Source organism: Nocardioides sp. NPDC047086, assembly GCF_040643685.1.
Lineage (GTDB): Bacteria > Actinomycetota > Actinomycetes > Propionibacteriales > Nocardioidaceae > Nocardioides.
The window spans coordinates 21,690-28,334 of record NZ_JBEYUV010000052.1; the positions used below are offsets into that span (position 1 = coordinate 21,690).

7 protein-coding genes are annotated in these 6,645 nt (G+C 70.6%); 4 read left to right on the plus strand and 3 right to left on the minus strand.

Going from position 1 to position 6,645, the window contains the following annotated elements; genetic code table 11:
* Position 1 precedes the first annotated feature (1 nt).
* On the plus strand, positions 2-613 hold the full coding sequence (gene cbiQ / locus ABZ796_RS25515) for a cobalt ECF transporter T component CbiQ (RefSeq protein WP_357340790.1): 612 nt from the start codon (positions 2-4) through the stop codon (positions 611-613).
* On the plus strand, positions 610-1,359 hold the full coding sequence (locus ABZ796_RS25520; protein WP_357340792.1) for an ATP-binding cassette domain-containing protein: 750 nt from the start codon (positions 610-612) through the stop codon (positions 1,357-1,359). The genes cbiQ and ABZ796_RS25520 overlap by 4 nt, the downstream gene beginning before the upstream one ends.
* A gap of 80 nt (positions 1,360-1,439) precedes the next feature.
* Here the strand turns inward: ABZ796_RS25520 and ABZ796_RS25525 are convergent, their stop codons facing one another.
* The 3 genes from ABZ796_RS25525 to ABZ796_RS25535 are packed head-to-tail and all read right to left on the minus strand — an operon-like array spanning position 1,440 to position 4,791.
* Positions 1,440-1,871, minus strand: coding sequence for a DUF3054 domain-containing protein (locus tag ABZ796_RS25525; protein WP_357340793.1), 432 nt, complete (start codon positions 1,869-1,871; stop codon positions 1,440-1,442).
* Between the two features lie 23 nt (positions 1,872-1,894).
* Positions 1,895-3,019, minus strand: a complete 1,125-nt coding sequence (locus tag ABZ796_RS25530) for an amidohydrolase family protein (RefSeq protein ID WP_357340794.1) — start codon at positions 3,017-3,019, stop codon at positions 1,895-1,897.
* Positions 3,010-4,791, minus strand: a complete 1,782-nt coding sequence (locus tag ABZ796_RS25535) for a phospholipid carrier-dependent glycosyltransferase (RefSeq protein ID WP_357340796.1) — start codon at positions 4,789-4,791, stop codon at positions 3,010-3,012. Before ABZ796_RS25535 ends, ABZ796_RS25530 begins: the two co-directional genes overlap by 10 nt.
* 33 nt (positions 4,792-4,824) lie before the next feature.
* On the opposite strand from ABZ796_RS25535, the gene rsmI reads away from it, so the two are divergent.
* Entirely contained in the window at positions 4,825-5,667 is an 843-nt protein-coding gene (rsmI, locus tag ABZ796_RS25540) for a 16S rRNA (cytidine(1402)-2'-O)-methyltransferase (protein WP_357340797.1), read from the plus strand.
* Between the two features lie 51 nt (positions 5,668-5,718).
* Positions 5,719-6,540 carry a TatD family hydrolase gene (locus tag ABZ796_RS25545; protein ID WP_357340799.1) on the plus strand — a complete coding sequence of 274 codons (822 nt, stop codon included), beginning with the start codon at positions 5,719-5,721 and terminating at the stop codon, positions 6,538-6,540.
* Positions 6,541-6,645 lie beyond the last annotated feature (105 nt).

The following is a 6,645-nucleotide window of genomic DNA, read 5'->3' on the forward strand; positions in this document are numbered from 1 at the left end:
GGTGCCGGCTCATCTGAAGATCCTGGCCCTGATCGGCTTCATGCTCGTGGTGGTGGCGACACCGCGGGAGTGGTTCGCTGCGTACGCCTTCTTTCTCGCCGTCCTGGTCACGGTCGGCGCGGTGGCGCGGGTGCGACCGGGGTGGGTGCTGAAGCGGATGGTTGTCGAGACGCCGTTCGTGGTCTTCGCCCTGCTGATGCCGTTCATCGCGCACGGGCCACGGGTCGACGTGCTCGGACTCAGCCTGAGCGAGTCGGGCCTGCTCTCCGCGTGGGGGCTGCTCGTCAAGGGCACGCTCGGCGTGATCGCGGGGCTGCTGCTGGCCGCGACGACGACGCCCCAGGAGCTGGTCCACGGCCTGGAGCGGCTCCGGCTGCCTCAGCAGCTGGTGCAGATCATGGCGTTCATGGTGCGCTACCTCGAGGTGGTGACCGGCGAGATGCGCCGGATGGCGGTCGCGCGCGCCTCCCGCGGCTTCGAGGCCCGCAACCCGCTCCACTGGCCGGTGCTCGCCCGCTCGGTCGGCGCGCTGTTCATCCGATCCTTCGAACGCGGCGAGCGGGTGCACCTGGCGATGGTCTCGCGCGGCTACACAGGGAGAATGCCTCGATGACCACTCCAGTCCTGGACGTACGCGGCTTGGCCTTCGCCTATCCCGACGGCCATCAGGCGCTCTTCGGCGTCGACCTGCACGTCCACCGCGGTGAGCGGGTCGCGCTGCTCGGTCCCAACGGAGCCGGCAAGACGACGCTGGTCCTGCACCTCAACGGCATCCACCTCGCTGGTGCCGGATCCGTCGCGGTGAGCGGGCTGCCCGTCACCAAGGCCAACATCAAGGAGATCCGCCGCCGCGTCGGCATCGTCTTCCAGGACCCCGACGACCAGCTCTTCATGGGCACCGTCCGCGAGGACGTCGCCTTCGGCCCCGCCAACCTCGGCCTGCGCGGCTCGGAGCTTGACGCGAAGGTGACCGAGGCGCTCGCGAAGGTCGGCATGGAGGACTTCGCCGACCGGCCGCCCCACCACCTCTCCTTCGGTCAGCGACGCCGGGTGGCAGTGGCCACCGTGCTGGCGATGGACCCGGAGATCCTGGTCCTCGACGAGCCGTCCTCCAACCTCGACCCGGCCTCGCGCCGCGAGCTCGCCGACATCCTCCGCGACCTCGACGTCACGGTCCTGATGGTCACCCACGACCTGCCGTACGCCCTCGAGCTCTGCGAGCGCTCGGTCATCCTCGACGGCGGCGTCGTGGCCGCCGAGGGCCGCACGGTCGACGTGCTCGCCAACGCCGACCTCATGCGCGCCCACCGCCTCGAGCTTCCCTTCGGCTTCGACCCCGTAGCCGCCGCCACTCTCTAGCCCCGCCGAGTCGGCTCGTCCTGACCAAAAATGACGCCGAGTCGGCTCGTCATAACGAGCCGACTCGGCGTGATTTCTTGTCAGTTTGAGCCGACTCGGCGCCTCGAGCGGTAGTGGAGCTTCGCGCTGACGTAGCCGCGCCAGCCGACCAGGGTGAGGCCGAGGAAGAGGATCGAGACGACCAGGAAGGCCGGCGCGAGGCCCTCGCCGGTGAGGCCGCGCAGCACCATCCCGATGACGTACGTCCCGAGCCAGACGACCACGCCCGCCGGCCAGGCACGCGCGGCCGACCAGCGGCGCCAGGCCAGCACGGCCCAGGCCACGGCGAGCCCGATCAGGAAGGGCCAGGCGATGCGGAGCACGACGAGCGCCGGGCCGGAGTCGTGCGACTGGCGTCCGGCGAAGGCGAAGAGGAGCACGAAGAAGACGTCGACGGCGAAGGCCGTGGCCGCCCACCTGGGCGAGAGCCCGGCGATGAGTGGGGATGAGACGTCGGGCTTCGGGGAGGACATGGTGCCCAGGATACGAGCCCGGCCTACGCCGGGAGCCAGGCCCCGCCGCGCATCACCCGGGTCGGCTGCAGCGACTCGTCGGTGAGGACCAGGTCGGCGCGGGCACCGGGCTCGAGGCGGCCCGCGTCGAGACCCACGACCGATGCCGGCCGCAGGCTCGCGGCCTTCATGAGCATCGCCAGGTCGATCCCGGCGGCGGCATGGCGGCGCACCTGGTCCATGAGTCGCGAGGTGCCTCCGGCGATCGACCCGTTGCCGGTCCCGTCGGCCACCCGGGCGACCCCGGAGCGTACCTCCACGGACAGCGGTCCGAGCTGGTAATCGCCGTCGGCCATCCCGGCCGCGGCCATCGCGTCGGTGACGAGCACGACCGAGCCGGGAACCATCGACATCACGGCCCGGACCGCCTCGTCGTCGAGGTGTACGCCGTCCGCGATCAGCTCCACACAGGCATCGCCGACACCGGCGGCGCCCAGGGAGCCGAGCACGGGGCCGGGGTCACGATGGTGGGCGGGCGGCATCCCGTTGAAGAGGTGGGTGACCAGACTCCCTGGCCCGGACAGGAACTCGCGGGCCCGAGAAGCGGTGGCAGCGGTGTGCCCCAGCGCGACCACGGCGCCGGCCTCGGTGAGCACCGAGGCGACCTCGTCGGCACCGGGGAGCTCCGCGGCCAGCGTCATCACCCGCAGGTGTCCCCGCGCGGCGGCGACGAGCTCGCGGGCGAGCCCGGCATCAGGCGCGCGCAGCAGCTCGGGATCGTGTGCGCCGCGGCAGGAGTGCTCGAGGAACGGCCCCTCCATGTGGATCCCGGCGATCAGCCCGGCCTCCGCGGCGGTGGCCAGGGACGAGACGACCGAGAGCAACCGGGACGGCGAGTCGGTCACGGTCGAGGCCAGCAGCGTGGTCGTGCCGGCAGCATGATGCACGCTGGCAGCGGTGGCGATCTCGTCCGGCGACGTCGAGTGGAACGAGGCACCGCCACCGCCGTGGTTGTGGATGTCCACCAGCCCCGGGAGCAGGATCCCGGCCGAGGCCGCATCGGCGTCCGTCGCCGGCCGCAGCCCCTGGATCACCCCGTCCGCGACGCTGACGACGAGGTCGTCGAAGCCACCAGGACGCGGCACCAAGCCACGTACGTCTAGATCCATCGCTTGAACCAGATCCTCGTCAGCCATTCCTGCCGGGTGAGCAGCTCATCGGTGTAGATCGGCCAGAACCAGGCGAAGTTGCAGATCACCAGCACCACGAAGATGCCACCGGCGACGGCTCCCACGACCCGGCGCCGGGTGCCGGGGCTGCCGCCCGCAAGCGGCGGTGGCCGGTCGAGCAGCTTGCCGAGGCACAGGCACAGGCCGAGCACCAGGAACGGCAGCGCGATGATCATGTAGAAGGAGAAGATCGGTCGCCCGGCGTACTGCAGCCAGGGCAGCCACGTCGAGAGCACCCCCACGACGGCGACCCCGAACCTCCAGTCCCGCGCGGCGACCCACATGAACGCGGAGACGATCAGCGCGACGAACGCTCCCCACCACAGCACCGGGGTGCCCAGCAGCAGCACCTGCCGCAGGCACGTCCCCGCCTCCTCCGGACCGTCCCCGTCCGGATCGGCCGTGGGCGTCGCCTCGCACATCTCGCCGCGCGACTTCGCGCCCGAGAGGATCCCGGTGTCGGCGGCGACTCCGACCGGCCGGTTCAGCACGAGCCAGCCGATCGGATGGGACCCGTAGGTGTGCTCGGCGCACTCCAGGAAGTGGGTGTGGAAGGTGTAGACGTCGCGGTGGTAGTACCACAGCGAGCGCAGCGACTGACTCACCTCGCCTAGGCCGGAGGCGTCCGGCTCGGTGGCGGTCGGCCAGCGCTTGTCGTTGAGGTTCTCGGGGACGTACGACTTGTTCTCGCAGTGGCCCTCGCCGGTGTAGCGCGTGTACTGCGTCGCCGAGAGCGACTCCTCGTAGACGTCGGCGTGGGTCATCCAGGGGATCCACGTCATCACGTAGACCGCGAGCGCCACCCCCACCAGGTGCACGAAGGCCGTCGGCCCGTCGGCCACGCAGGCCCGAAGCCAGGACAGACGTACGCCGAAGGAGCGCCGCATCCCTGCCGACCAGGCCACATAGAGGAGACCGAAGGCGGCCAGCGGGTAGAGCGCCTCCCACTTGCAGCCGATCGCCAGCCCCCACGCGATGCCCGAGCAGAGCAGCCACGGCCGGAACAGCAGCTGGCGGACCGGACCCCAGTCGCCGGGCGCGGCGAGATGGGTGGGCGCGAGCGCGGAGAACCGACGCCGGCACCAGTCGCGGTCCATCACCATCAGGTGCACCGCGAGCAGCAGGAAGAAGGCGACGAAGAGATCGAGCAGGGCCAGGCGCGAGAGCACGAACGCGAGCCCGTCGAAGGTGATCAGGATGCCGCCGACGAGACCGAGCAGCATGGACCCGGAGACGCGGCGTACGAACCGGATCGTCAGCAGCACCAGGAGCGAGCCGACCACGACCGAGGCGATCCGCCACCCGAACGGGTCCATCCCGAAGAGCTTGATGCCGAGCGCGATGATCCACTTGCCCACGTCGGGATGGACGATCATCGAGGGCCCATCGGCGAACTGCCCGTCGAGCTGTCCGGACAGGATGTTCTCGTCGGCGCCCTCGATGAAGTTGCGTGCGTAGCCGAACTCGAGCAGCGCCCAGGCATCCTTGGCGTAGTAGGTCTCGTCGAACGCGAAGACTTTCGGGGTGCCGAGATGCCACAGCCGTAGCAGGAACGCGAGCGCGGTGATCCCGATGGTCGCCAGCCAGCCGGCGCGCGGCGAGCCGCTGATGCGGCGCCGCGCGCGTTCCCAGGCTGTCGGGAGCAGGTGACCCGAGGGGGTGATGGCCAGGCCCTCCAGGGGCTCCGGCTCCTCGGTCACCGTCGTCGTCACGAGGGAACCATATAAGCCTGCGACAATAACGGTGTGGTAGTTCCAGACGACGGCGTGCTCGTACTAGCGGCAACCCCGATCGGGCGAGTGGAGGATGCCCCACCCCGTTTAGCATCGGAGCTCGCGATCGCGGACGTCGTCGCAGCTGAGGACACCCGCCGGCTCTCCCGCCTGACCCGCGATCTGGGGGTCGAGATCAAGGGCCGGATCGTCTCCTACTTCGAGGGCAACGAGAGCGCTCGGACCCCGTCGCTGCTCGCCGATCTCCTCGACGGTAACCGCGTCCTCCTGGTCACCGATGCCGGGATGCCCTCGGTCTCCGACCCCGGTTATCGGCTGGTCGCGGCCGCGGTAGAGAAGGACGTACGCGTCACCGCGGTGCCCGGTCCCTCGGCCGTCCTGACGGCCCTGGCCGTCAGCGGCCTCCCCGTCGACCGGTTCTGCTTCGAGGGCTTCCTGCCCCGCAAGGCCGGCGAGCGCTCGCGGCGCCTGGCGGGCCTGGCGAAGGAGGAGCGCACCATGGTCTTCTTCGAGGCGCCCCACCGCACCGAGGCCGCCCTGGCAGCTATGCGCGACGCCTTCGGCGACACCCGCGCCGCCGCCGTCTGCCGCGAGCTCACCAAGACCCACGAAGAAGTACGCCGTGGGGGCCTCGCCGAGCTCGTCGACTGGGCCGCCGAGGGCGTGCGCGGCGAGGTCACCATCGTCGTCACCGGCGCGGATCCCACGGCCGAGGTCGGCAACGACCCCGACTCTCTCCGCGCGGCGGTCGCCGACCTGGAGGCCGAGGGTCTGACGCGCAAGGAAGCGATCGTCGAGACGGCGAAGCGAGCCGGCGTCCCCAAACGCGAGGTCTACAACCTGATCCATGCATAGCCGAGTCGGCGGGCCACGAGAAGACAGCACCGCGGTCCGTACGATGCTCGTGTGAGCTTTCCACCGCTTCCCGAGCCGCTTCCCGCGCCCGTTGTCGACAACCACACCCATCTCGACATCGTCAGAGGGGACGAGAGTCTTCCGGTCGAGGAGGCGCTGGCCCAGGCGGCGGCGGTGGGGGTGACCAGGGTGGTCCAGATCGGCTGCGACCTGCCGGGCGCGCGCTGGGCGGTCGAGGCGGCCGAGACGTACGACAACATGGTCGCCGGGGTCGCGCTCCATCCCAACGACGCTCCTCGCCAGCCCGACCTCGAGGCCGCGCTCGACGAGATCGAGAAGCTCGCCGGGGCGCACGACAAGGTGCGCGTGGTGGGGGAGACCGGGATGGACTTCTTCCGCACCGACGAGGAGGGCCGCGAGACCCAGGCCTACTCGTTCCGGCGTCACATCGACATCGCCAAGCGCCTCGACAAGACCCTGATGATCCACGACCGCGACGCCCACGAGGCGGTGCTCGAGGTGATCGACAGCGTCGGGCCGCCGGAGCGCTGGGTGATGCACTGCTTCTCCGGTGACGCCGAGTTCGCCCGCCAGTGCCTGGACCGCGGCGCCTACCTCTCCTTCGCCGGCACGGTGACGTTCAAGAACGCCCAGTACCTGCGCGACGCCCTCGCGATCACTCCCCAGGACCGGATCCTGGTCGAGACCGACGCCCCGTTCCTGACCCCTCACCCACACCGCGGCGCGATCAACTCCAGCTACATGATCCCGGCCACGATGCGGGTCATGGCCGACGTACGCGGCGAGGACCTCGAGGCGCTCTGCAACGCCGTCAACGCCAACACCGAGACCGCGTTCGGCGGCACCTGGTAAAAGCGCGAGCCCCGCTGGTCGAGCCGCCGGAGCCGCTAGGCGGAGGCGTGGGGGGGGGGCACCCAAAAGAAGGGGGTGGGGGCGGAGAGCGGCCCCGCGGGGGGC

Bases quoted from the DNA above. Each gene is read 5' to 3' on its own strand.
- ABZ796_RS25520 (WP_357340792.1), top strand. From the start codon at position 610: ATGACCACTCCAGTCCTGGACGTACGCGGCTTGGCCTTCGCCTATCCC.
- ABZ796_RS25525 (WP_357340793.1), bottom strand. From the start codon at position 1,871: ATGTCCTCCCCGAAGCCCGACGTCTCATCCCCACTCATCGCCGGGCTC.
- ABZ796_RS25530 (WP_357340794.1), bottom strand. From the start codon at position 3,019: ATGGATCTAGACGTACGTGGCTTGGTGCCGCGTCCTGGTGGCTTCGAC.